The sequence below is a fragment of the Nitratireductor aquibiodomus genome (assembly GCF_900105565.1).
In the GTDB taxonomy this organism is placed as follows: Bacteria; Pseudomonadota; Alphaproteobacteria; order Rhizobiales; family Rhizobiaceae; genus Nitratireductor; species Nitratireductor aquibiodomus.
In genome coordinates, this window is record NZ_FNSL01000001.1 from 2,315,464 (window position 1) to 2,338,952 (window position 23,489).

Genomic DNA, 23,489 nt, shown 5'->3' on the forward strand with positions numbered 1-23,489 from the left:
TGATTATTTCAATCCGCGCCGCGGCAAGCCCTCGAAGCGGCCGGTTAGTCGCCGATCAGCCGCTTCAGCGGATAGTGTTTGCGACACATGCACAGGCAGTGTCGTGCAACGAGGGATTCCAACCCCTGAACGATCTTGCGGTTGTCCTCGGTTTGCTCGCGCAGCCAGGCGACCGCCTCCTCCGCCTTGCGCCGCAGGCCGTCATAATCGAAGCTGGTGAAGCGGCGGTTCTCCAGCACGAGCCGGCCATTGACCATGACCGTCTTGACCGAGGTGGAATCCTCGGCGTGAACCAACAGATTGACCGGATTGTTGAACGGAATGAGATTGATGTTGTTCATGTCGAGGAACACGATGTCGGCGCGCGTACCGGGCGCAAGACGGCCGATTTCCACTGGGAAATCGACCAAGCCGGCGCCGTGTACCGTCGCCATCTCCAGCGCCTCGGGCGCCGATATCCAGCGGTTGACGTCGAGATCGACGATGCGCGAGACGTTTGCCGCAAGGCGGACCGCTTCGAACATGTTCTGATTGTCCGATGAATTCGACCCGTCCGAACCGACGCCGACGCGAACGCCCGCATCGAGCAGTTTGCGGACCGGAGCGACGCCCGATCCCAGGCGCAGATTGCTGCCGGGATTATGGGCCACCGAGCAGCCCCGGTCGGCGAGACGGGCGATGTCGTCATCGTCCAGCCATATGCCATGTGCCGCTGTGAAATTGGCGCCGAGCAGGCCAAGATCGTCCATATGGGCTGTGAGGGATTTTCCGTAACGTTCGATCGCCGAGACGGCCTGGGTCTTGGATTCGGCCAGATGGGTGTGCAGGCCGACGCCGTGCTCGCGGGCCAGATCGCGGCAGCGCACCAGAAACGCATCGCTACAATGCAGCGGGATTGTCGGCCCCAGAGCCGGCTTGACCTCGTCCAGCGGATGCCGCCATGTCTCGAGAACGGTCTGACACGCCTTGGCGCTTTCCTCGAACGGCGCGAGACGGAACTTGCCGGCTTCCTTCTGCCATGGCTCCGGCAGGCTGTCCCATAGGCCTGGGATCGCCTCATACATGCTGAGATCGGCCAGCATCGGCGCGATCACCGTGCGTACGCCCACGTCGCGGTAGGCCCGGGCAACGGCGTCCATGCCCTCGGGGGTCGGCGTGGGAAACTCGAAATACAGATCATAGGCTGCCGTGCAGCCCTTCATGATCATCTCCGCCGCATTCAGGGCGGCGGCCAGATATTTGTGCTCGAGCGTGCGCATGCCGGAAATCCATGGACCGGCATTCAGCAACAGATCGAGCGACCAGCGATCGCCCATCCCCCGTCCAAGGCTGCCATGCCCATGGGTATGAGCGTTGACCATGCCGGGCATGAGCAGGCAATCGAACGCATCGACGCTCCGCGCTTCGACACCCTCGGCCGCCTCCGGCAGCATGATCTCGACAATCGAGCCATTCTCGATCAGGATGTCCCGGTAGGGCGCATCCTGCCTGGCGATGTCGAGAACGCGGCCGCCGCGAATACAGATTTTATCGGTCACAACTGATCCTCATTGTTGATTTCCGTGTCGCCTGCCGCCGCCTTTGCGGCGATCCTGTCATGCGCGTTGATGCGGATATCAGGTAAAACCACCTGATTGCAAAACACCTCAGGTCGATCGCGGCCCCTTTGCCACGCCCTTCTGTGCGGTGATGCGGCCGTAGAATTCCGGACGTCGGTGCGCGGCGAAATTGAAGATATGCGACTTGTAGTATTCGCATCGGTCGAGATCGCAATCGGCGACGATCAGTTCGTCGCCCTCCGTCTCGGCCGCCGCGACAATCTCGCCCGTAGGCGCGACAATGACGCTGCCGCCCATCAGCCGGTGCCCGTCCTCGACACCCGCCTTGGCAACCCCCACTACCCAGGTGGAGTTCTGGTAGGCGCCGGCCTGCATCGTCAGGTGATTGTGGAACATGCGCAGCGTCTCCGTTTCCCCGGAAAGGGAATCGCTCACCGGCGTGTTGTAGCCGATCATGATCAGTTCGACATTCTGCAACCCCATCACACGATAGGTCTCGACCCAGCGGCGGTCGTTGCAAATGGCCATGCCGACCGTGCCGCCGAACGCTTCCCACACTTGAAAACCCGTATTGCCGACCTCGAAATAGCGCTTCTCCAGATGCTGGTGGCTGCGCTGCGGCTCATATTCCGCATGGCCGGGCAAATGGATCTTGCGGTACTTGCCGACCAGCGCTCCGGCGCGGTCGACGAGGATCGAGGTGTTGAAGCGGCGCAGACGCCCCTCCTCCTCGACCAGTTCAGCATAACCCAGGCAAAAGCCGATGCCGAGCCTTTTGGCCTCATCGAACAGAAGCTGCGTTTCGGGGCCGGGCATCGCCCTGTCGAAATAATGGTCCATCCCATCGCGTTCGGGCGCATACCAGCGCGGGAAAAAAGTGCTCAGCGTCAGTTCTGGAAACACCACCAGTTCACAGCCACGCTCGCCCGCCTGGCGCAATAGCGCGACCAGCCGAGCGACAATCGCGGGCTTTCCATCAGCTTTCGTTATCGGCCCCATCTGGGCGCCCCCAACCTTGATGCGCCGCGTCATGCATGTTCCTCGCAGAAGTGATTTCTGCTTACTCTAGCCAGCAAAATCTATTATGTCGTATCAATAGAGTGGCGGCTTGTATAATGACTTATTATAGTTTAGCGACTAACGGGAACACGCTGCAGGAGTCCGCCGATGAAATTGCGCCAGTTGGAAGCTTTTCGCGCCGTGGTGCGCAACGGGACAACCGCCGCCGCCGCGCACGAACTCGGCGTATCCCAGCCCAATGTCAGCAATCTCGTACGCCACATGGAAGACCAGATCGGTTTCGAGCTGTTTTCGCGGCGCAGCGGCCGTCTCGTGCCGACCGCCGAGGCGGAAAGCATCTACCAGGACATCGAGCCTGTCTTCTCCATGCTCAAGGGCGTCGAGCAACGCATCAAGGATTTGCGCGATTCGAGCGCCGGTTCGTTGCGTATCGTTGCAACACCCAGCATGGCTTCGTCGATCGTCGGGCACTCGCTGAAACGATTTCTCGACAAGTGGCCACGCATCAAGGTGACCCTCGACATCCGCCGCATGGAAAACCTGATCGAGCAAATTCAGACCCGCCAGGCGGAGATCGGCGTGGCGCTGTCTTTCGAGGAGCACCCGTCGATTCATACCGAGGCGATCCACGAGGGCGCATTCGTCGCGGTTCTAGCCAAGACACATCCCCTCGCCAGCGAGCCGGTTATCACGCCCGGCCTCCTGCAGGGGCATCGCGTTATCTCGCTGGAGCGGGGAACGCCGCTCGGCTCGAAGATCGCCCGCGCTTTCAAGGCATCTCAAGAGCATTACGACTGGTCGCTCGAAACGCGCTACGGTTACACAGCCTGTTCGATGGCCGGAATGGGGATTGGCGTAGCGCTGGTCGATGAATATACCGCGCGGGCAACCGAGTTCGCCCATCTCGAATGCCGCCCGTTCAAGCCCGCCGTTCCCGTCGTCGCCTATATGGTCTATTCGCGCGAAACGCCGCTCAGCCGGATCGCACAGAACTATTCGCGAATCGTCAGGGACGTCATTGCTGAAAGAGCCGTCGCGTTCGGAGCCAGCAGCTAGAATATCTGTCGCGGCAACAACAGCCGAACCCGCAGTCCCTCATCCGGCCTTCGCCATGACGTCGCGGCTGACACAGGCAATCGGCGTCGGCAGGTCGATGAAGACATCGTTCTCCAGTTCATTGTGCCGCCACATCTGTATGACGAAGCGGGCGGGACCGCCGCGCGCGCTCATCGGCGCGTGCCAGACGCCCGCCGCATAATGAACGCCGGTATCGGCATCGCCGGCGAAAGCCCGCAACCCGGAGAGATCGGGGCCTCCATCCGCAGCCTGCGGCGTCACCACCACGAGATAGGCGGTACACGCCAGCGGAATGAAGGTCTGCGACGAAAATGGATGGCGTTCGAGGCGGGTGATCTGCGCCGCGCCGGCGGCCGCCAGCTGCGTTGTCGTCAGACGCGGCATGTCGAGCAGCGGGTGCAGCCGCTGATGGATGACGAGAGGCCCGCTGGAGCCCGGACTGGATAGCGAGAATGCCGTCCCGAATGGCTGGAAAGCCTCCGCGGTGAGTTTCGCGACCGGCAGGTGGATGGGCGTGTTCATGGCTGGATCGTTCTTCATGAAATGCATGTCACCGGGCACGCTGTACCTGGCGACTGGACTAGCAAAAGCTAGCTGGTCACCGGCGGGTGATGTTCTTGCCAATGACGGGCGATGTCGATGCGGCTGGCGACCCAGACGTCGCTGTGCGACTGAACATAGTCGAGGAAGCGCGCCAAACCGGCGGCCTTGCCAGGCCGACCGGCAACACGCGCGTGCAGGCCGACGGACAGCATTCGTGGCGTTGTTGCCCCTTCGGCCAGGAGAAAGTCGAAACTGTCCTTCAGATAGGTGAAGAAGTCATCGCTAGTGCCCAACCCGCCGCCGGGCGCCAGCTTGGTGTCGTTGGTGTCCATGCTGTAGGGCAGGACGAGATGCTGACGGCCGTCGACCGTCGTCCAGTAGGGAAGCTCGTCATTGTAGCTATCGCTGTCATAGACGAAGCCGCCATGCTCCACGAGCAGCGCCCGCGTGTGTGCGCTTGGGCCATAACGGCAGTACCAACCGAGCGGGCGCTTGCCGGTCAGGCACTCGATCAGGCGGACGGCTTCGGCGATGTGCTGCCGCTCTTCCTCACGGGTCAGACGAAAATGCTCCTCCCAGCGAAGACCATGGCAGCAGAGATCGAAGCCATGCCGCTGCATTGCCTCGACCACACCAGGATTGCGTTCAAGTGCCACCGCGCAGGCGAAGATCGTCAACGGAAGCCGGCGTTCGGCGAACAGGCGAAAGAGCCGCCAGACACCGACGCGACTGCCGAATTCATACATGCTTTCGAATGCCATATCGCGTTCGCCGCCGGGTACACGTCCGCCAGCGGCATCGGCCAGCCCAACCTCGTTGCGCTTGTGTCCGTCATACGCCGAGTACTCGGCGCCCTCTTCGTAGTTGAGGACAAACTGGACCGCCAGCCGCGCTCCATCGGGCCATCTAGGGTCTGGCCAATCTTCACCGTAGCCGACAAAATCTCTTCTTGGCTTCATTACATCTGGTTCGTTCAACTGGAATGGGAAATCCTTTCCAAGAAACAGGTGGATTGGCAAAATGTCTAATTACTTGTGCGCCTGATTATATAACAAAAAGCTTTCGACTATTGTCTGGGTTCAGCGCCAATGAGACAATTACGGCTTAACGGATAGAGGAGGATTTCTGACTCATCGTAGCCCTTCAAGGAGCGATCTATGGACGCCCCCTGCGCAAGGTGTTTTTCACGATAGTATCAACGGCATCGGATGCGTGAATCTATCCGGCCTTTATCGAAGCGTTTCTTTTGCTTCTGGCCTTGATGGGATTGCCGAAAACTATCGGCTTAGGTGCAAGGGGCGTCCATTCCATAAGATGAGACGGAAATCCGGACACAGAAGGAGCCGGCGGAAAAGGTCATCAAGGACATCCGCCGAGCCACTCGCAAACAGTATTCGGCGGAAGAGAAGATCCACATCCAGGGCACGATGATCTGCCTACGAACGGTGATCCAGTGGCAAACGGCTCTAGCCTACACCGCAGCGGTGAGAACGAAGCAAGTACTACGAAGAGTAAGTATCCGAGGCAGCGCGGTGCCGGCCGAAATACAAGCGGCGCGCCTCCAAGATGCTGGCACAAGGCGCCGTTTTGGCGTGAAATGCTCCAGAGGGTGGGTCAGGAAATTGTGCCACAGTCCTCCATCCACGATCTGCGCGCGAAGATTCTCGGTCAGAAAGAAGTCTGAGTGTTTGGACGTCAGCACGCAAACATAGATTGCCTTGTTGGCGGTACATCCGAACATCCCGCCTGGACTAGTGCCGGGAATGGCGAACTGAGCGACCATCGCGGGGTTGTCCTTACCGCGACATGATTAAGCACAGCCTACAAACGGCGATGCTCGATTACACTGTCGGATGACGCACCTACCAGACGTCTTACAAGCGAAGCCTGGGCATGAACCGGTAGGAGGAATTCGTCGTGGACAGACGAACGTCTCTCGCAACCACAACCATCATGGCTGCAACTGGCGCGCGTTCAAAGTACAGCAATCCTTCGTCAACGCGGTTGACGCAGTATAAACGATCGAAAACGTTATCAATGTCAGATCAATCTGTCAGGTCACAGCGGAACCGGTTTTTCCGGGAGGACGGCAGATGAAAATCAATGGTAGCCGGGATTGCAGGAACTCGCCAATGAACCGGATCGTGCAGGATATTGCTGCCGCCATCGAGGCCGGAAACCTGCCTGAAACCAGCACCGACAACGGCACCGTCTGGCACCGAGCCGATGACCGCAAACTGGAGTGAGCAGTGTCATTTCGCAGGGCCTTGGACGAGATCCACCCCGCGTTGTCGATTACCGTGAACCACACAATATCGCATGGAAAGGCGGGCGCTGCGAACGGTGTTTCGGTTCTTGCCGGGGGTCGCACGCGTCGCTTTTGTCACGTTGTCGAATTCACTAGTGTGAAGGCCACGACGATCACCGAAATTATAAGCTACTGATCTGGGCAGACGAAAGGGGAACCATTCGATGGAACCGACAATCTATCTCTTCTTCAGGGGTAATTGCCTCGAGGCGATGACCCATTACGCCGAGGTCCTCGGCGGCGAGATCGGCGGCGTCTTTCTGAACGGGGACGCACGGGACCCGGAAAGCCGCATGCCCGGGAGTGACGATCTGGTGATGAACATGGCAATGACTTTGGGTAGCGCCATGGTCATGGCGTCTGACGTTCCCGATGAGATGTACAACAAGCCGCAGGGCTTCCGGGTCTCGAACGCGCCGACCTCGCGTGAGGAGTTCGACCGAATTCACGACGCTTTGGAACGGATTCCGAGAGTGTCGAGATGGCGCCTAACGAGACGTTCTGGGCCGAGCGCTTCGTCATGTTTACCGACCGATACGGTACGCCATGGATGCTCGATTACGAGGGCAATAAGAGTTCCGCCTGAACGGAAGTCGACGCACGCCGAAGCTTTGACGAGCGTCAACTATGCGCCCCCAAGACGGTCGTTTGAGGGTTCTAAGTTCAGTCCGTAGAGATGCCTTTCGTTGAGGGGCAAGCGAATGACCGAACAGGGCGGGGAGCGGACTTTCGTTGCTCTGGAACCGAACGGCTGAAAAGGGGCCGTGAACGGACGGGCAGCTTTTGGCTGTTGTCGCGTGGAATGCGGCCGTCCTCGCTGCAATTGTCAGCCGAAGATTATTTCCATACGCTATTCATATGTCCGAAACTCAAGCACCGATTGACGAAGAAGAGCCGCCGCAAGAGCGGTTTGAACCGCGCGCTGCAGATGCGATCTTCAAAGACTTAAGAGAACTCGCCCAATCCCCAGGCGCGCTCCACCAACTTTCTGCGATCATTTATCGGGACTGGGCTATCACAATCGATGTTGTGGAGGGGAAAATAGTCGATGAGCCGGAAGTCCGGTGGTCGACCTCAAAGCTTAACAAGAACGAGCTGATGCTTCTGACTGGGCTGATGGTTCAGTCTGACAGCGTGCGGACCTATACCGAGGCGCAGGGCGATCGCAGCTTCGCGGAAACGGCCGACAAGTTGCTGGGTGAGTTTCATGACCGGGTATTGGTGGACATAGCCCCCAGCTTGGATCCTGAAACCGGCGCTCTTATCGACCGTCCGGAGTCGATTGGGCTCGTTGGACGAGAAGCAATCTACTATGGCGCAGAGAGCTTTTATCTCCATCAGTTCCATGGGTTCACCAGGGAGCGATATCGAAACGATGCCCTTTGGTTGTTGAAGAATGCGGGTCTGTCAATCAGGCCCATGCTGGAGATCACCGACTTTATTGTCGATCGGATCAATGCCCAGATGACGGCCGTCGGCCAGATGCGAATGGAAGGCAAAGAGTTCAGTGAGAGCGAACTCACCAACAGCCTCCTGATCGACAAGAAGGAGCTGTCCAAAAAATTCGGGGCGGCCAAAGCGGAGGCGTTCATCGCCAAATTCGCCACTCCGGTAATCGGCGCAAACAAGGATTTTTCCGATCCGTTCGGCATCAACGCGGTGGCGATTGCACCGCTCATTGATCTGGGGAGCTGCCTGTTCGTGCCAAGCCAATACCGGCTTGTCGAGGCTTTATATGAGAGCCCGTTCTATTGGATGATGGCGGACAAAGCCTATGCCAACGAGGTTGCTAAGCATCGCGGCGAGTTTTTGGAAAGGTCCGCCGCGAAAATCATGCGTGGCGTGTTCGGATCGGAGAATGTCCACGAGAACGTCATCGTGACAAGCGACGGTCGCACGACTCTTGGCGAAATTGATGTGCTCGTCGTCTACGGCGATTTCGTCATTGTCTGCCAAGCGAAATCGAAGCGGGTGACGCTCAAGGCACGGGCTGGTGACACCAACGCTCTCAAGAAGGATTTCGACGGTGCCATCCAAGATCCCTACCGTCAGGCGCTAAGCTGCATCGAGCACATCCAAGCGGGCGCCATGTGTATTACCGGCGCTGGAGAGAAATTGTCGTTTCAGTCTCTGCCACGTTTTTTCCCTTTGGTGGTGCTCAGCGATCCTTTCCCTGGAACGACTTTTCTATCGGGCCGGTTGCTGGAGCGAGGTGACAATATCGCCCCTGTCATTTGGGATATCGGCGTTCTCGATTGCGTCGCGCGCATCCTGCCGACACCAATCGAGATGATTTTCTATCTAAAGAGTCGGTCCGACATATTCGACAAAATCTGGTCGGACAGTGAGTATAATTTCCTCGGCTATCACATCCAGACAAAGCTCGCCCTTGATCCGGAAGCGGATTGGATGTTGCTGGAGCGGGATTTTGCAAGCGTCGTCGACGACTTCATGATCGCGGCAGATATCGGCATCGACGCCACGCGGCCCGTTGGCGTGCTCGAACGCATGAAAATGCCGGTCGTGTCCGAACTGCTTGCTGAGCTGAAGAACGCAGACCCGCGCATCGCTTCTGTGGTGATTGATCTCTATGATTTTTCAAGCGCGGCGTTGGAAGATATCTCATCGAACATAAAGGCTTTGCGATCCGAAATCGCACTGACCGGCAAAGCCATCAAGGCGTTTTCGATACCAACTGGCACAGGTGGGCTCACTTATGCCGTGGTTTCCAGGTTCGATCCGGCTTCCGCCAACGCTGCTGAGGCCATAGCGGCGAAACACAAATACGACACCAAGAGCGATCGATGGTATGCGATCGTGGATGCGCTCGAGACTGACGGCCCAATCGATGGGCTCTTGATACTTGCCTCGCCGTGGAAGGAAAGCGAAACCGAAGCGAAGGCATCGGAAGAGGTTCAACGGCTCTTCAAGTCGCGGCGCGAGATTGTGACCGTTGGGAAGGCGCGAAAGAGGTAGTGCCTATGGGTTGCCGACCTCAGGGGCTGTCGCGTTTGGAAAATACCCGTAACGTCCGACGCCTTCGATCTTCGTGAATTTGACCGTCTGGGCTGAAGCCTGAATGTCGCCGGGGGGATCGGTGTTTTCCACCACGAGAACCTGCCGGTCGTCCGGAAGTTTCGACAAAAACTCGAAGAAATGCGCATTTAGATCAGTGCCGCTGAGATCGTCGCCATCGCCTTCAGGCTCCCTGTAGGACAACAGGGGAGAATCGAGCACGATAAAGCCTGGATGCGGCGTTTCGAATTGGCGGCAATACTGTAGGAGGCTGACCGTGAACGCCGCCTGCGTGATCGCGCGAAGACCTTTGCCGAAAGAGGTCCGGTTTTTTCCGTTGATAACGAGATCGCGCGTTTTCGCCTCGAAGTGCACGCGGTCTATGTCCGGGAAATGCCACGCCTTCAAGGTAGAGAGGACGATGCCGGAGAATTTGTCGGCAGTGGTGCTCGCGAGGTCGACATCACCAGGGCTGTTGCTGCCGTCGCCGGTTGCATCAGCCTCGCGCTCCAGCGCCGCCTTGCGCTGTTCAAGGTCGGAAAGGCCGCGATATATCGCGAGAGCTTCACGCACCTCGCCGTCTTTATCGGCAAGCTGCCTGTATGCCGTCCTGAGTTGGCGCAGATTGGGTGCGACGACGCGGTCGATTTCGCCAGAAACGCTCGCGAGCTGATCCTCTAGCGATGGAAGCCGACGCTCGAAGCTCGAAGCCTCTTTACGTAGCGTCGCGATGGTCTGTTTCAACTCGCTCTGGCGCACTTCAATCTTGCGTATCTCGGATTGTGCCGCACCCACGGCCTTGTCGACATCGAAATCGCATTCGGCTTTGCGATGATGCTCAGGTGCCGAACCGCAGAAGGGACAGATGTCCGCGCCGAGTGCGCCGAAAAGACTTCCGGCTTCTTCAATGCCCCGCAGCCGGTCGGTATCGGATCGATAATGGGCGTCGAGAAGCGTAAAGCGCTCCAAGAGGGCTGTGATTTCGGTAAGACGGTCGCGCCCCTCTTCAAGGCGGCGTGCGATATCTCTTCGCCGCGCTGCAGCGTTCTTGAATTCGGTCTCCGAGACTGCGAGCAGTTCCCCTTGGGAGCGCATAGAATCTGCGAGACGCTCTCGTTGCGCCTCAAGCTCATCTGGCGGGCCGGCGAGTTCCTTTACCTGACGACGATGGTGTTCAATCAACTGGTCTAGCAGGTCGAGTTGGGCGTTCCGGCTCTGCTCTTCCGGGCTCCGTGGCTGAGCGGTCGCAAGAGCGGAATCGTCGACACCGGTGAGCAGCAATTTGAAGACGGACGTGTTGGTTGTGTCGGCGGTATAGTTTCCATCGGAGAGTGGCGATCGCTGCTGGATTATCTCCTCCTCGTTGATGATCACGAGGCGAGCCAAATTGCGGAAGCTGAGGCTATTGGTATCGCCATGCTTGTTGCGTCTTACTCTCTTATGGGCGAGGTCTATTCTAGCCAGGAGGTTGGCCGAAAGGTTTTCCTCATTGCGATCGCTATGGGTATCGGCGAGCGGCGTCCCATCACCTTCCGGCAGCTTATCGGAGTGAAGCCCATCAAACAGACGAAAAGCGCCGCCTTCTGTACTCCGCATGAGCGTGAATTGGCTGCCTTCGAGTGTCTCCATCGCAAGGAGAATTTGGTCGTATCCGACGCGCTCCGGGATATCACGCAGCGGACCTTTGCCGCCGAGCATGAAGTCTATCGCATCGACAATGAAGGATTTTCCGGTGTTCGACGCGCCATGGATCACGTTGAGGCCAGGCCCAAAAGCGATTGTCGCGAATTTGCGCGATGGACCGTGAAAGCTGAGATATCGTAACCGGAGGCCTTTCGTCATGCGCGCGCCCCGAGGCTGCGCTCTACGGTCTGAAACTCAACGACCCAGGTGTCGAAGAACCTCCGCATCAAGTCATCCAATGCGGCGTCTGTGTAATCTGCCAGATGATAGACAAGCCAGTCGGCGCGGTCTTTGAGGGCTGCGAGATATGGCGTGCGCAAGGAATCCAAGAACATCGCCGCGCTTTCACCAGCTCGATAAGAGATGCCGTTCTCGTCGATGATGCGAACGACCAGGTCGCGCGTCATCATGAGATGCAGCGCATCTTGCACGACACGCCGCCGGACCTCGGTCGCCGGAGTTTGGATCGGAGTGACGGGATGCAAATCGTCAGGCCCGCCCAATTGGTGGGTGCGCACAAGAAGATAATCGAAGGCTGTGAGTCGCTGAATATCGTAAGCGCGCGGGAATGCCGAACCCAAGACGGCAACAGCGCGAACGCCGGCCTCAAGGGGACCGTTGAACGTCAGTGAGAATTGATCACGGGCTACTTCGTCCATTTGAGCCGGTCTTCGTTCGCAAGCTGATGGCAGATGCCGCGCTTGTCCTTCACCAAAGCACTTGCACCCAGAGGATGCGCGTCGAGCGGAGTGTCTTGCGCTGCCTGTGTAACAGCCTTTACGCGCGTGAATCCGTCAGGATGATTTTCATCGGCGGTGTCCGCTACACCATGGAAGATTTCGTCCTGCAACCCTTCGAAGGTGCCCGGCTCGACTTTGTCACGAACAAAAACACGCAAGGCCTCCGCATGGTAGAAGCACTCGCGCTGCCGCTTGAAATGATCTTCGAGAGGCTTCCACGCCTTCAGCGCCGCCAGGTCCGGAACATTCGCTTTGGTATGGTCTGCGTACGCTTCGAGCAGGCGGGAAACATATCCACTCTCATGTTCGCCTAAGTCAGTAGGCGGCGCACCGACGAGCGGGCGCGGCGGAAGGCCGCCGCCAAAGCGCGGGATGAAGTAAGGTGTAGCGCGATGCTGCTCGATCACCTCGCGCGGGGACATTGGCTGGAAGATGGAAAAATCAAACGCATCGACATATGCGGCAAACTTTCCCTCAAGCTTTATCGCTTGCGTCGAGGTGATTTTGTCGGCCACGGCTTTTGGCCAAGCGTCGATCAGGGCTGCCTTGAGCGCTGGCGCGTTGGTGAGAAATTGCGTGAGGGTTGTTCCCGTGCCGCGCGGGGCGACGAAGTAGTAGGCCCGCGGCGGGACGAACTCGCCGCAGAAGGAGTACCAAAGCATTTTTCCGATTTCGGGCCACGCCGTACCGGGCGTGATGGCATCGCGATAATGCTTGCACTGGTAATTGTCCCAGCCCCCCTTGAGATAGTTTTTGTCAGCAAAGCCGGCGACATCGATACCCCGGTCATTCGCACCGGTGTACCGCAGAACCTTATGGTATTTTGTCTTGAGGGATGAAACCCATTCGTCGATAAAGGTCTCCCACTGGCCTGGATCGTATGTCACGATCCGCACCAACGGCTCTATGGGCGGCCCGCTTTGTACTTGCGCCGGCGAAAGCATTGTGGTGCTAGGCGCCGGGGGCGATACCTCGGAAAAGCCCAATGCCGCGCCGCCGTTCGAAGGCGCGACGGTATCTTGATCAGCAGTTAAATCCTCTGAATCGGCAACCATTGAAACATAAGCTGTTAATGCGCAACTGCTGTCAATAATGCTTTGATTAGGTAAGCGAAGGTCCGCAAGTATTGTGCAGCGCGCCTAAGCGGCTGTTATGAAGCTGGTGCTTACAGCATGCGTCCCTAACGTTCACGAACGAACCAACGTCAACGTATCCGCAATCAATCGTCTGGCCCTAGCATCTAGCAGGAGGTTTACGGCAGGTATTGGGGTCGAGCTGGGATAAACTGAATGACCGAAATGGGGCGCAAAGCGGCCATACATTTGTTGTCCGCCAATCGGCAGCTTTGGACCGGAATCGCCAGTGCATCCAGGGTCGACGAATGTCGGCAATGTCCAACCGGAGCACGCAGAACGACTGCCTCCTTACGGCCCCACAGCAGCCGCAACCATCTTTCTCCACAAAGACAATTGCACTGGACTTCCACGGCAAAGGAAGCGTGTGTGCCGTGACTGATGAAGGAGCACGGTATGGGAAAAGGATCGAGTGGCACGAAACTTCAGATGGAACGACGAACGGTCCTCGATCGTCTAGATCGGATGGAGCCAGAGCTGCGCTTGTTAGAGGGAAGCGTATCGCTGCTTCGAAGCCTGTCTGAGACGGCTGACGCCACTGAACCCGTAGCCTTGGAAGCCCTGGCGCGTTTGGCCGGCGATTCCTTCGAGCGTGTCACCAAAGAATGGCACGATGCATGTGGCGTCCTGCGTAGCCAATAATGCGAACGCTAGTCGGACCGTTCACCTTAGTTCACTTGCCATATCTACCGTCATGCATTTTTCTTCCGCCTGCTTTCGCCAGAAGCTTACATTGCCACTGGACTTCTCCTGCAAGCGAAGCATTGGTCATGACGTAATCCGGCCGACAAACGGCCCTCACATCTCCAAAGCCTCATCGCCCGCTCGATTGCGGGCTTGAGCCCGTGCAAGCAGCCGCTTGCACGGGCTCAACGCTATTGGAGAGAAGCACGATGCAAAAATCCACGAAAGCCAATGTCATTCTGAAGAAGCTGCGCATGACGCGAGGGGCAACTGTCACCCAGATGATGGAGGCCACCGATTGGCAATCGCACTCGGTACGCGGTTTCCTGTCCGCTGTGGTGCGGAAGAAGCTTGACCTCAATCTCGTCAGCGAGGTTGGGCGAGACGGCCAACGGCGATACCGGATCCTTGATGAGGACGCAGGTGGAGCAAGTTGATGGCCATGCGAGCAACATTCGATATAGCCGCCGAAGCCGAAGCACTGAACGAGCTTACGCGCGACGAGCTTGTTGATCGCTGGCGCAAGATCTATGGCTCCCTGCCTCCGAAAGGCGTTCGCCAGGACCTTTTGAAAAGGGCGATCCTCTGGCACACGCAATCCAAACACTTTGGCGGTGTTCCGGTCGAGACGCGCCGCCTGTTGAGAGCCGCTGTAAGAAGGGTCGAGCAGTCATTGCTTTCCCGTCACCAAGGAAGAAGTACTGCGGCGGCTGATGAGGAGCGGAGCGTCGAGATCGGAGCGGCAGGGGTGGCTGGCGACTGTTCAGCGCAAGATGCGCGACCTCAACCTCAACGACGAACACTTGCTCCCGGAGCGCGGCTAATCCGGGAATGGAATGGCCAGACCCATACCGTTGATGTGATCGAAGGCGGCTATGTCTTCGAAGCCAGGGTCTATCGCTCCCTTACAGCGATAGCCGGCAAGATCACAGGCACCCACTGGTCCGGGCCGAGGTTCTTCGGGTTATGAGGCGTGTTCAACCGGCGTCGACTTCTGTCGACCTGTCGCCACAGCCGCAGGGCATGAGCAAAAATGGAGCTCGTTCTGCGCAGCGGCGCCTTCGCTGCGCGATCTACACCCGTAAATCAACGGACGAAGGGCTTGATCAGGAGTTCAATTCGCTCGACGCTCAGCGAGAAGCCTGTGCCTCCTTCGTCGCCTCACAGACCAGTCTTGGTTGGAAGCTGGTACCGGAGCGCTATGACGATGGTGGCCTGTCGGGCGGCACGATGGACCGCCCCGCTTTGCAGCGGCTGCTTCACGATATCCGTCACAACAAGATTGATGTGATTGTGGTCTATAAGATCGATCGCCTCACCCGGTCGCTCGCGGACTTCGCAAAGATGGTGGAAGTGTTCGACGACAACGAAACGTCTTTCGTTTCCGTCACCCAGCAGTTCAACACCACCACCTCCATGGGACGGCTTACTCTCAATGTTCTGCTCTCCTTCGCGCAGTTCGAGCGCGAGGTCACCGCCGAGCGCATCCGCGACAAGATTGCGGCATCGAGGAAGAAGGGCATGTGGATGGGAGGCACCGTGCCACTCGGCTATCAGGTTCAGGATCGCAGGCTCGTGATCAAGGAGCCTGAGGCGCGTTTCGTCAGAAACCTCTTTCGCAGATATCTGGAGCTGCAGTCCGTGCCCAGGCTCGCCCGACAAATCAGCCAGGAGGTTGCAGCGGTGATCACATGCGGCCAGTCTTCCCGGCTCGAACGCTATGCTTCAAACGGCATCTCCTCAGGCGTCCTCTACGGCCTTCTCGCCAACCCAGTTTACATTGGCAAGGCACGCCACAAGGGAGAGGTCTATGACGGCGAGCATGAGCCCATCATTGATGAAGAGCTCTTCCTGGCGGTGCAGAAGCAGCTTGCAGATGGAACACACCGTACAAAGGGCCGGGCCACCTGTGGAAACGCTCATCTGCTGACGGGCATCCTGTTCGACGATACCGGCGATCGCATGGCGCCGACCCATGGTAAGGCGCACGGAAAACGCTACCGATACTATGTCTCGCGCCGCATCAGGCGAACACCGGATGCCGCTCCTGATGGCTGGCGTATTTCCGCGCATGAGATCGAGAAAGTGATCTGCAATCAGGCTGCGGCGTTCTTGAGGAATGAAAGCCTGATCGCGGGCTGGGTTGAACAATGCGGATCGACCAATCGGACCCAGCTCGGATTGCAGCGGGCGCGCGAACTTGCCCAATCAATGGAAGAATGGGGTGACACCGATCGTCGGCGCGAGGTGTTGAACCTAATGTTCCGATCGATCTCCCTTTCAACCTCGGCAATCCGGTTCGAGGTCAATAGTTCGAGAATTGTACACCGGTTGATTGAAACGGCGGAAGCTCATGACGATCCAAGGTCTGAGGATGAACCGGTTTCCATCGAGGTACCGATCACACTCCGCCGCAGGGCCAATGGCCTACGCATCGTGATCAGCTCTCCCTATACTCAACCGGAACCGGATCAAACATTGGTGGATCTCGTCGCCCGGGCGCATGTCTTTCTCAGCCGGCTAACCGGTGCATTGGCCATAAACACAAGCCGCATTGCAGAAGGGTTCGGGATGGACCGGGCTGATGTCGGCCGCATTCTGCCGCTTGCGTTCTTGAGCCCAGCAGCGCTCGAAGCCATCCTCACCGGTCGTCAGCCTCTATCGTTGAATGCGCGTCAACTTGCCCGCACCGATCTTTCCCCGATCTGGTCTGAGCAAGAAGCATCCCTTTTGTAACATCGGCCACTCGCCAGTGACGCTCTCCACGTCGCCTTTTTTGCTGTCCCCCATTTGAGTGCTCCTGCATCACAGGCCGCCCACCCTGGGTTCGCACCACGATATCTCAATATTCCAAGCGCATCTGGGCGATGGCGCCACCATCAGGTTGCCAAACATGTGGGCACGCCAATCCCCCAACAGAGACGGCGGGTCACATATCGACCAAATACACCAAATCAGCGGGTCTCTAATGCAGAGGATGATGCGCAAGTATTGGCCAAGCTACGGAAAACACGCCGGTATTCGGATCGAGACTTGTGGGCTGAGTTTAACCGGCGGGTGGTTGGTGGAGCTGAGGGGAATCGAACCCCTGACCTCGTCATTGCGAACGACGCGCTCTCCCATCTGAGCTACAGCCCCGTTTCGCCGGTGACCCGCATTTAGGTCCGCGGCGCCTGGGCTGTCAAGAATCCAGTTTTCAACTGGGAGATGCCCGTCATTCATCGTCAAATGACACACAAATGGCCCCATTCTCGTGTTTCCGGCAGGCAAATAACCGCGCCAGACTTGCCGCATCCTTCGGCAATGGCTACATGTCGCAAAATTCACGGCATGCGGGAGCAGGCAGGGGCAACGTTCCCACTTCCGGCTGCCGCGCTTAACACGGCCCAGGAGACCGGCATGCTCGCGCTTATCCAGACCATCATCATGGCGCTCGACATCTATTGGTGGCTGATCATCGCTTCGGCCGTCTTTTCCTGGCTCTACGCATTCAACGTGGTCAACCCGCGCAACCAGTTCGTCGGTTCGATCGGCAATTTTCTCTTCCGCGTTACGGAGCCCGCATTGCGGCCGATCCGAAACCTTCTGCCCGATCTTGGCGGTATCGACATTTCGCCGATCATCCTGCTACTGGCGCTGTTCTTCATCCGGCAGTTCATCCTGACCACCATCGCCCCGGCGCTTCTCTGATCCGTGACGGACCTGCCAGCTTTCTGTCGGTTGGCCGATAACGGGCTGGCGCTTTTTGTGCGCCTGACACCCAGGTCCGCGCGCGACGCCATTGAAGGCATGGCGGAGAGCGCGGATGGCCGCTGTCACCTGAAGGCACGCGTGCGCGCCGTTCCCGAGAACGGGAAGGCCAATACCGCACTGGAAAAACTGCTCGCAAAGCAGATCGGCGTGCCCTCAAGCGCCATTTCAGTGGCTGGTGGAGCGACCTCCCGCCTCAAGACCGTGGAGTTAAAGGGCAACCGCGAGGAGCTTCTCATCCGGCTCAGGGCAATCGCCGCAGAGCAATAGGCGTCGCCATGAAATGCGGCTATGCTCGCCTCACCTGTGAGAAGGAGCATAGCCCATGCGACTGGCAATAGCGGGACTTCTGGTAGGCGCCCTTGCCGGCGCGGCCCAGGCCGCAGAAATCGAAAGCGCCTATACCGAGGTCAACACGCAGGAGAACTGCGCGGCCTTTGCCGCTCCTGCAGGTGATGAGCCCGGCGACTGGATCAATTTCGTCTGTGCGGGTTGGCGCGGCTATCCCGTGCTCATCTACTATGGTGATGCGCGAGAATCGATCTTCTACGGCTTCCCGCCGGATGGTGATCTGGCGCCGGAATGGGAGAGCTTTGCCGGCTTCAATTCGACCGGATCGACCATCGAATGGCGCGTCATGAGCGCTGGCGATCGCCAGTGGCCCTTCGCAACGATCCATCGCTGGTTCGTCGACGATGGCGAAAGTCTGGGTGACAAGATCGAAGTGCTGGTGGTGGAAAAGGTCGGGCAGGTCTTCGGGCGGGAGGGCTGTGTGGTCGGCTATGTCGTGGCCACCGGCAACGAAAACGCCAATGAAAAAGCCCGCCGCATCGCCGATGGGCAGGCTTTCGATTTCGCTTGCGGAGCGGACCAGCCGGTTATCGATGCCGGCGATGTTCCGCTACCCGAGACCACTGGAGGCGGCTGAGCATCGGACCGAAAAGTGGAATCCGATCTTCGGATTGTTCCGATACCCCATCAATAGTCTAGATCGTCCTTTGTGCGTCCGGATGGACGCACGGCGATCCAGGCGCCGCCCCGTCTCCTTATTTGCTGGCCTTGGCCCGCTCGACGGCCTCAACGATCAGCTTGCGGGCTGCCGCTGCGTCCATCCAGTCACCGATCTTGACCCATTTGCCGGGTTCCAGATCCTTGTAGTGCTCGAAGAAGTGCTGGATCTGCTGAAGCGTGATTTCCGGCAGGTCCGTGTAGTTCGTCACGTTCTCGTAGCGGCGCGTCAGGTGGGGTGACGGCACGGCGATGATCTTCTCGTCCTGTCCGGAATTGTCTTCCATGATGAGGACGCCGATCGGCCGCACATTGATGACGCAGCCTGGAATGAGCTGCCGCGTGTTGCAGACCAGAACGTCGATCGGATCGCCATCATCCGAAAGCGTGTGCGGCACGAAGCCGTAATTGCCTGGATAGGTCATCGGCGTGTAGAGAAACCGGTCGACGACCAGCGTGCCGGAATTCTTGTCCATCTCATATTTGATCGGCTGGCCGCCGACCGGAACTTCGATGATGACGTTCACGTCTTCCGGCGGATTGTCACCGGTGGAGATGGCGTCTATGCGCATGGGGAAAGCAACCTTTGTTCTGGCAGTTTATGGCTGCAGGAGACCGGCATGGCGACCGATACGGTCAGCCAGACGGAGCAGCCCGGAAATTGATGGCTGCCGCTTTATCGCGTCAAAGGCCGCATGGCAATGCAGCGAATGGTGCAGTGCGAAAATTTGACACTGCGCGCCAATGCACAGATGGGGCGGAACTGGGTGCCGGATCTGGTCTCAGACGTCTTAGTCCCAGACAAAGGCGAGCTTGCGCAGCGCCCGGTGCTCGAACACCTCGACGCCTTCGGCGATGTCGCGCCCGCCTGTGCCCGAATAGAACGCCAGAGCCGTCTCGTTGTCTTCCAGCGCCCAGACCACCAGTCCCTTCAGACCATGAGCCTCCAGCATGTCGCGTGCCGCCTGGAAGAGACGCCGGCCCAGACCGATACCCTGGTATTCGGGCCGCAGATAAAGCTCGTAGATCTCGCCTTCCTGGCTGAGTTCGCGGGCGCGGTTGCGCCCAAGTGTTGCATAGCCGGCAATCTCGCCGCCGATCTCGATCACCAGAACAGTGGCAGACCGGCGAATCGCATTCGCCCACCAGCGCGGACCACGACGGCCTATCATGCGTCCGAGCGCCTGATAGGGGATGATGCCGGTATAGGCGCTGCGCCACGCACTGTCATGAACCTCGGCGACAGCCTCGGCGTCGTTCGGCTCTGCTCGTCTGATGTCGATCGTCAGCGTGTTCATAGTTTCTTAACCATAGCTGCGTCGGGTCGACATGCGCAAGCATTAGAGCGCTCATCTTTGCGGTCACACACAAATGGCCGAAAAGCGCTCAGATTTCCGTCAAACGGTCTTCGATTTCATTGGAATTACGCCGTCCGGCAGGAAAATGCCTGGAAAGCACCTCGCCCGCATAAGTGACCGTTTCGGCGAAGCCATCGGTCAGCGTGCCACGCCGCGCATGGTCCAGCATCAGCGCAACACCTTCGTTCCAGACACTCTGTTCGACACAGGCGTCGATCTCGTGATCGGCCACAATTTCCACATATCGTTCCGCCAGCGAAACAAAGATCAGAACGCCCGTCCGGCCTTCCGTCACATGGATGTTGTGCGCGAAGAACTGGTTCTGCGCATTGTTGTGCGCCCGCCGGTATTTCAGCGCTTTGGGAACCAGGGCCACACGCAGCCCCTCAAAGGCAACAACCAAAGCGGCTGCGGCAGCGAAGGCGGCAAGCTGGGCCGCAGCGAAAACCACCGGATCGATCGAAATCCACCAGTGTCTGAGCGCAAGCGCCAGGAACGGCCCCAGAATGAGGATCGCAAGAGCGACGATCAGGCAGGCCGGATAGAGATAGGGGTCGCTCGTCCGCGCAAGCACGCAGTAGATCTCGCCCGATGTCTTTTCCTCGGCGTCACTGATTGCCCGGGCGATGCGCGCGTGCTCCGCGCCTGAAAGCCTTTTCATGTGCCGCCTCATTCTACCAGCTCCCCGAAGCGCCGCCGCCACCGGACGAACCGCCACCGCCGGAAAAGCCGCCACCGCCGCCACCGCCGGACGACCAGCCCCCCGATGAACGCCCGCCGGACGAACCGCTGCTCGACTTGTTGTAATCCACCGTCATGCCGAGCCATTTGTAGCGCTTCGGACCGATCTTGCGACCGAAGATGGGTGGCAGGAACGCCATGGCAAACCCACCGAAGAAGAACGTGCCCCAGACGATGAAGAAGAGAATGACCGGCCAGGGGAGACCGTCGTCATCCTGCTGGCTGCGCCTGGCGCGCGCTTCAAGCTCGGCGGCATTGCCTTCCAGAACCATGACGATGTCATCGACCGCATCGCTGATGCCGGCGGAAAAATCGCCGGCGCGGAAGGCGGGAACCATGGTGTTTTCGATGATGAGCTTCGAATGCAGGTCGGTCAGTGTGCCTTCGAGCCCATAGCCCACCTCGATGCGCATCTTGCGATCATCGAGCGCGACGAGGAGCAGGACACCATTGTCCTCGCCCGCCTGCCCCAGCCCCCATGCGCGAAACAGGCGGTTGGCAAACGGTTCCAGCGCCTCGCCTTCAAGGCTGCGAATCGTAGCGACGACGATCTGGTCGGAGGCCTTCCGTTCGAAAGCCTCAAGCCGCTCGGTGAGCGAGGCCTCGGTGGCCGAGTCGATGATCTCCGCGTTGTCGACCACCCGGCCCGTCAGTCGCGGCAGTTCCGCTGCGACGAGCGCAGATGCCATCGCCAGCGCGATGAGCCCGGTCAAAAACGCCAGCCGGATGCCCCGAATGCCACGCGCATTCGAGGCGCGCGGAAAAGCCTGCCCCATGGATCCGTCTCCGTCAGCCGCCGCTGCCAGTGCCAAAATTGACCGACGGCACATCCATCTTGTCTTCCGGGATCGTGAAGGTCTCGTAGGGCTCGTTGCCGGTGAACCAGAACATGGCCCACAGCATGGAAGGCAGTGTCTTCAGTGATGTGTTGTAGAGGCGGACCGCCTCGATATAGTCGCGCCTTGCGACCGCGATGCGGTTTTCGGTGCCTTCAAGCTGCGCCTGAAGAGCGAGAAAATTCTGACTGGATTTCAGGTCGGGGTAGTTTTCGACCACGGCCAGAAGACGCGACAGCGCGCCGGAGAGGCCGGCCTGGCTCTCCTGAAACGCCTTGAAGGCTTCAGGATCGGTAAGCATGTCCGGCGAGATCTGGACCTGCGTCGCTTTCGCCCGCGCCTCGACGACGCCTTCCAGCACCTCGCGCTCCTGCGCAGCAAAGCCCTTTACCGTCTCCACCAGATTGGGAATGAGGTCGGCGCGGCGCTGATACTGGTTCAGCACCTCGCTCCATGCCGCCTTGGCCTGCTCCTCACGGGTCGGAATCGTGTTGAAACCACAGGCCGATAGCAACGGCAGCATCAGGCAGAGCGCAAGCAGGGGGAAAAGGCCGCGTGCAGGAACGGCGGCGAGCGAATTGGCAAACGACATGAAGGAGCACCTCCAGAAAATTGGTTCTCCGGACATTAGAACATGGTCCACTGATAGGAAACCAATTCCGATCAGTGCGTCCATGCTGTACGGTCGACCCTCACTCACTGCAGCAGGTTTTCGTATGGGGTCAGCACAGAAACGGGAGGAACGGGCGGAAGCGGAGTCGCGCCGCATCCTCGACCGGGTCAGCCGCGAAAGCGAAGGCAGTTCCATGATGACCCGCGCGCGCGATCACATCGCGGCCAGGGATGCGGAGCAGAACGATCCGATCGAACTCTGGGGCACACGGATCGGCAGGGCCATCGCCGTGACAACTCTGACCGCGCTGATCCTCTGGCTCCTCCTCTACGTTTTCGGCATCATCGGCGGATAAGGGCAGCATGACCACAGAAGAAAACCGGCGCGAAACACGCGCCGTAATCGTCATTTCAAGCCATGTCGCGCGCGGCAGCGTGGGAAACCGCGCAGCCGTTTTCACGCTGGAGGCACTTGGCTTTCCGGTCTGGGCGGTGCCGACCGTCATCCTGCCGTGGCACCCAGGGCACGGCCCCGCAACGCGCATCGTGCCGGAACCCGACCAGTTCGCACGGTTTATGAACGATCTGGAGAATGCGCCATGGCTCGGCGAGGTCTCCGCCGTTCTGACCGGCTATCTGGGAAACCCGGAACAGGCACAAGCGATTGCAGGCCTTGTGGAAGCCCTGAAAGCCCGCAATCCCAAGGCCCGCTATATCTGCGACCCGGTGCTTGGCGACCGGGGCGGGCTCTATGTGCCGGAGGCAACGGCGGCAGCAATCCGCGACCGGCTGTTGCCGCTGGCCGACATCGCCACTCCCAACCGATATGAGCTCGCCTGGCTTACAGGCGTAGAGATCGACGGCACGGAGACAGCGATCCGCGCTGCGCGAAAGGCGCCCCCTGCCGACGTCATGGTGACATCGGCCCCGGCAAGCAGCCCCGACCGGCTGGCAAACCTGCTGGTCAATGAGACGGCTGTCCTGCGCGCCGCACATGACAGCATTCCAAAAGCCCCCAATGGAACCGGCGACCTCACGGCAGCGCTCTACCTTGCACGGCTGCTTGCCGGCGAGACACGAGAAGAAGCGCTTGCGAAGACGACGGGCTCCGTGGTGACCATCCTCAACAGGGCCACGGAACGCGGTTCGGACGAACTCATGCTGGAAACCGACCGACAGATTCTCACACGCCCTCAGATGTTGGTCAATATCGAACACGTCGCAGAGCCTGTTTCCGCATCATCCTGAATATGCGGGCTCTTCCGGGGCAGGCGAAAACTTCCGAGATCCATATGGATGCGGTGACGTAACACAGAGGGTATAGCTCCGGGCATCGGAGAGCGGTGCGCGACTGCCATTGTATTGATGCTGTGCGTGGTTCAACGTTAAACCGGATTGCCCGCCACGCGTTTTGCCGTTATT

Annotated in this window: 22 protein-coding genes and 1 tRNA gene; 10 read left to right on the plus strand and 13 right to left on the minus strand. The window is 59.0% G+C overall.

The window, feature by feature from the left end; genetic code table 11:
• Positions 1–44: 44 nt before the first annotated feature.
• On the minus strand, positions 45–1,538 hold the full coding sequence (locus BLW55_RS11020; RefSeq protein WP_090328856.1) for an amidohydrolase family protein: 1,494 nt from the start codon (positions 1,536–1,538) through the stop codon (positions 45–47).
• 108 nt (positions 1,539–1,646) lie between these two features.
• A complete protein-coding gene (locus BLW55_RS11025) occupies positions 1,647–2,591 on the minus strand; it encodes an N-carbamoyl-D-amino-acid hydrolase (RefSeq protein ID WP_090328857.1) in 945 nt (314 codons plus the stop codon).
• Between the two features lie 135 nt (positions 2,592–2,726).
• Between BLW55_RS11025 and BLW55_RS11030 the strand changes: the two genes are divergently transcribed.
• Positions 2,727–3,635: a LysR family transcriptional regulator gene (locus tag BLW55_RS11030; protein ID WP_090328858.1), complete on the plus strand. Its 909-nt coding sequence runs from the start codon at positions 2,727–2,729 to the stop codon at positions 3,633–3,635.
• Between the two features lie 39 nt (positions 3,636–3,674).
• On the opposite strand, the gene BLW55_RS11035 is transcribed toward BLW55_RS11030, so the two are convergent.
• Together BLW55_RS11035 and BLW55_RS11040 are read right to left on the minus strand one after the other, a co-directional pair.
• Entirely contained in the window at positions 3,675–4,196 is a 522-nt protein-coding gene (locus tag BLW55_RS11035; RefSeq protein WP_244509053.1) for an ureidoglycolate lyase, read from the minus strand.
• Positions 4,197–4,246: 50 nt separating this feature from the next.
• Entirely contained in the window at positions 4,247–5,158 is a 912-nt protein-coding gene (locus BLW55_RS11040; protein WP_090328860.1) for a polysaccharide deacetylase family protein, read from the minus strand.
• Positions 5,159–7,290: 2,132 nt separating this feature from the next.
• Between BLW55_RS11040 and BLW55_RS20645 the strand changes: the two genes are divergently transcribed.
• Entirely contained in the window at positions 7,291–9,483 is a 2,193-nt protein-coding gene (locus BLW55_RS20645; RefSeq protein WP_210184100.1) for a nuclease-related domain-containing protein, read from the plus strand.
• A 3-nt stretch (positions 9,484–9,486) separates the two neighbouring features.
• On the opposite strand, the gene BLW55_RS11055 is transcribed toward BLW55_RS20645, so the two are convergent.
• From BLW55_RS11055 to BLW55_RS11065, 3 genes are read right to left on the minus strand one after another with little or no spacing between them, the layout of a single operon-like run.
• Complete coding sequence (locus tag BLW55_RS11055) at positions 9,487–11,364, minus strand: AAA family ATPase (protein WP_090328861.1); 1,878 nt, start codon at positions 11,362–11,364, stop codon at positions 9,487–9,489.
• A complete protein-coding gene (locus tag BLW55_RS11060) occupies positions 11,361–11,864 on the minus strand; it encodes an ABC-three component system middle component 2 (RefSeq protein WP_090328862.1) in 504 nt (167 codons plus the stop codon). The genes BLW55_RS11055 and BLW55_RS11060 overlap by 4 nt, the downstream gene beginning before the upstream one ends.
• Complete coding sequence (locus tag BLW55_RS11065) at positions 11,852–13,000, minus strand: ABC-three component system protein (RefSeq protein ID WP_244509054.1); 1,149 nt, start codon at positions 12,998–13,000, stop codon at positions 11,852–11,854. Before BLW55_RS11065 ends, BLW55_RS11060 begins: the two co-directional genes overlap by 13 nt.
• A gap of 971 nt (positions 13,001–13,971) precedes the next feature.
• Between BLW55_RS11065 and BLW55_RS11075 the strand changes: the two genes are divergently transcribed.
• From BLW55_RS11075 to BLW55_RS11085, 3 genes are read left to right on the plus strand one after another with little or no spacing between them, the layout of a single operon-like run.
• The gene (locus tag BLW55_RS11075) at positions 13,972–14,199 is read left to right on the plus strand and encodes a DUF3489 domain-containing protein (RefSeq protein WP_090328865.1); all 228 of its coding nucleotides are present in this window, start codon (positions 13,972–13,974) and stop codon (positions 14,197–14,199) included.
• Positions 14,199–14,732 (plus strand): DUF2924 domain-containing protein, encoded by a 534-nt coding sequence (locus BLW55_RS11080; protein ID WP_143038431.1) that lies wholly within the window; start codon positions 14,199–14,201, stop codon positions 14,730–14,732. Before BLW55_RS11075 ends, BLW55_RS11080 begins: the two co-directional genes overlap by 1 nt.
• The gene (locus BLW55_RS11085) at positions 14,729–16,498 is read left to right on the plus strand and encodes a recombinase family protein (RefSeq protein WP_244509055.1); all 1,770 of its coding nucleotides are present in this window, start codon (positions 14,729–14,731) and stop codon (positions 16,496–16,498) included. Before BLW55_RS11080 ends, BLW55_RS11085 begins: the two co-directional genes overlap by 4 nt.
• A gap of 326 nt (positions 16,499–16,824) precedes the next feature.
• On the opposite strand, the gene BLW55_RS11090 is transcribed toward BLW55_RS11085, so the two are convergent.
• A tRNA-Ala gene (locus BLW55_RS11090) sits at positions 16,825–16,900 on the minus strand.
• 261 nt (positions 16,901–17,161) lie between these two features.
• On the opposite strand from BLW55_RS11090, the gene BLW55_RS11095 reads away from it, so the two are divergent.
• The 3 genes from BLW55_RS11095 to BLW55_RS11105 are packed head-to-tail and all read left to right on the plus strand — an operon-like array spanning position 17,162 to position 18,440.
• Positions 17,162–17,452, plus strand: a complete 291-nt coding sequence (locus tag BLW55_RS11095; RefSeq protein WP_007010649.1) for a YggT family protein — start codon at positions 17,162–17,164, stop codon at positions 17,450–17,452.
• A gap of 12 nt (positions 17,453–17,464) precedes the next feature.
• A complete protein-coding gene (locus BLW55_RS11100) occupies positions 17,465–17,782 on the plus strand; it encodes a DUF167 family protein (protein ID WP_025030914.1) in 318 nt (105 codons plus the stop codon).
• A 55-nt stretch (positions 17,783–17,837) separates the two neighbouring features.
• Positions 17,838–18,440, plus strand: coding sequence for a hypothetical protein (locus BLW55_RS11105; RefSeq protein ID WP_090328867.1), 603 nt, complete (start codon positions 17,838–17,840; stop codon positions 18,438–18,440).
• A 118-nt stretch (positions 18,441–18,558) separates the two neighbouring features.
• On the opposite strand, the gene ppa is transcribed toward BLW55_RS11105, so the two are convergent.
• The 5 genes from ppa to BLW55_RS11130 form a co-directional block, all read right to left on the minus strand.
• Positions 18,559–19,092, minus strand: a complete 534-nt coding sequence (gene ppa / locus BLW55_RS11110) for an inorganic diphosphatase (protein WP_007010652.1) — start codon at positions 19,090–19,092, stop codon at positions 18,559–18,561.
• A gap of 219 nt (positions 19,093–19,311) precedes the next feature.
• Positions 19,312–19,818: a GNAT family N-acetyltransferase gene (locus BLW55_RS11115; RefSeq protein WP_090328868.1), complete on the minus strand. Its 507-nt coding sequence runs from the start codon at positions 19,816–19,818 to the stop codon at positions 19,312–19,314.
• Between the two features lie 88 nt (positions 19,819–19,906).
• Complete coding sequence (locus BLW55_RS11120) at positions 19,907–20,539, minus strand: TPM domain-containing protein (RefSeq protein WP_244509056.1); 633 nt, start codon at positions 20,537–20,539, stop codon at positions 19,907–19,909.
• A 13-nt stretch (positions 20,540–20,552) separates the two neighbouring features.
• Positions 20,553–21,395 (minus strand): TPM domain-containing protein, encoded by an 843-nt coding sequence (locus tag BLW55_RS11125; protein ID WP_090328870.1) that lies wholly within the window; start codon positions 21,393–21,395, stop codon positions 20,553–20,555.
• 13 nt (positions 21,396–21,408) lie between these two features.
• Positions 21,409–22,047, minus strand: coding sequence for a LemA family protein (locus tag BLW55_RS11130; protein WP_007010656.1), 639 nt, complete (start codon positions 22,045–22,047; stop codon positions 21,409–21,411).
• Between the two features lie 124 nt (positions 22,048–22,171).
• Between BLW55_RS11130 and BLW55_RS11135 the strand changes: the two genes are divergently transcribed.
• Positions 22,172–22,423, plus strand: a complete 252-nt coding sequence (locus BLW55_RS11135) for a hypothetical protein (protein ID WP_090328871.1) — start codon at positions 22,172–22,174, stop codon at positions 22,421–22,423.
• Positions 22,424–22,430: 7 nt separating this feature from the next.
• Positions 22,431–23,315 (plus strand): pyridoxal kinase PdxY, encoded by an 885-nt coding sequence (gene pdxY, locus BLW55_RS11140; RefSeq protein WP_090328872.1) that lies wholly within the window; start codon positions 22,431–22,433, stop codon positions 23,313–23,315.
• The last annotated feature ends 174 nt before the right edge of the window (positions 23,316–23,489 follow it).

Bases quoted from the DNA above. Each gene is read 5' to 3' on its own strand.
- BLW55_RS11065 (WP_244509054.1), bottom strand. From the start codon at position 13,000: ATGGTTGCCGATTCAGAGGATTTAACTGCTGATCAAGATACCGTCGCG.
- BLW55_RS11080 (WP_143038431.1), top strand. From the start codon at position 14,199: ATGGCCATGCGAGCAACATTCGATATAGCCGCCGAAGCCGAAGCACTG.
- BLW55_RS11105 (WP_090328867.1), top strand. From the start codon at position 17,838: ATGCGACTGGCAATAGCGGGACTTCTGGTAGGCGCCCTTGCCGGCGCG.
- BLW55_RS11095 (WP_007010649.1), top strand. From the start codon at position 17,162: ATGCTCGCGCTTATCCAGACCATCATCATGGCGCTCGACATCTATTGG.
- BLW55_RS11130 (WP_007010656.1), bottom strand. From the start codon at position 22,047: ATGTCGTTTGCCAATTCGCTCGCCGCCGTTCCTGCACGCGGCCTTTTC.
- BLW55_RS11075 (WP_090328865.1), top strand. From the start codon at position 13,972: ATGCAAAAATCCACGAAAGCCAATGTCATTCTGAAGAAGCTGCGCATG.
- BLW55_RS11055 (WP_090328861.1), bottom strand. From the start codon at position 11,364: ATGACGAAAGGCCTCCGGTTACGATATCTCAGCTTTCACGGTCCATCG.
- BLW55_RS11115 (WP_090328868.1), bottom strand. From the start codon at position 19,818: ATGAACACGCTGACGATCGACATCAGACGAGCAGAGCCGAACGACGCC.
- BLW55_RS11060 (WP_090328862.1), bottom strand. From the start codon at position 11,864: ATGGACGAAGTAGCCCGTGATCAATTCTCACTGACGTTCAACGGTCCC.
- ppa (WP_007010652.1), bottom strand. From the start codon at position 19,092: ATGCGCATAGACGCCATCTCCACCGGTGACAATCCGCCGGAAGACGTG.
- BLW55_RS11120 (WP_244509056.1), bottom strand. From the start codon at position 20,539: ATGAAAAGGCTTTCAGGCGCGGAGCACGCGCGCATCGCCCGGGCAATC.
- BLW55_RS11030 (WP_090328858.1), top strand. From the start codon at position 2,727: ATGAAATTGCGCCAGTTGGAAGCTTTTCGCGCCGTGGTGCGCAACGGG.
- BLW55_RS11025 (WP_090328857.1), bottom strand. From the start codon at position 2,591: ATGACGCGGCGCATCAAGGTTGGGGGCGCCCAGATGGGGCCGATAACG.
- pdxY (WP_090328872.1), top strand. From the start codon at position 22,431: ATGACCACAGAAGAAAACCGGCGCGAAACACGCGCCGTAATCGTCATT.
- BLW55_RS11125 (WP_090328870.1), bottom strand. From the start codon at position 21,395: ATGGGGCAGGCTTTTCCGCGCGCCTCGAATGCGCGTGGCATTCGGGGC.
- BLW55_RS11085 (WP_244509055.1), top strand. From the start codon at position 14,729: ATGAGGCGTGTTCAACCGGCGTCGACTTCTGTCGACCTGTCGCCACAG.
- BLW55_RS11135 (WP_090328871.1), top strand. From the start codon at position 22,172: ATGGGGTCAGCACAGAAACGGGAGGAACGGGCGGAAGCGGAGTCGCGC.
- BLW55_RS11040 (WP_090328860.1), bottom strand. From the start codon at position 5,158: ATGAAGCCAAGAAGAGATTTTGTCGGCTACGGTGAAGATTGGCCAGAC.
- BLW55_RS11035 (WP_244509053.1), bottom strand. From the start codon at position 4,196: ATGAAGAACGATCCAGCCATGAACACGCCCATCCACCTGCCGGTCGCG.